A 255-nucleotide genomic window follows, 5' to 3' on the forward strand; every position below is an offset into this window, starting at 1 on the left:
GTGCGCAGAGCGTCCATCGGGTGCGCCGAGGCGATGGCCGACCTGTCCGAGTTCGCCGCGATCCGGGCGGCGGTCGACGTGCCGATCCTCGCCAACATGACCGAGTTCGGCAAGAGCGACCTCTTCACCGTCGACCAGCTCCGCGACATCGGCGTGAACATCGTGATCTGGCCGGTCTCCCTGCTGCGCCTGGCGATGGGAGCGGCCGAGCGCGGCCTCGACCAGCTCCTCGCGGAGGGCACGCTGGAGCCGCTG

Annotated in this window: 1 pseudogene; it reads left to right on the plus strand. The window is 70.6% G+C overall.

Annotated features, from left to right (window positions below):
• Nucleotides 1–33 precede the first annotated feature (33 nt).
• A pseudogene (prpB, locus tag ACZ2XM_RS15595) lies at nucleotides 34–255 on the plus strand (methylisocitrate lyase); the annotation flags it as partial.

The organism is Psychrobacter sp. CoH-33_TS_01, from assembly GCF_058189395.1.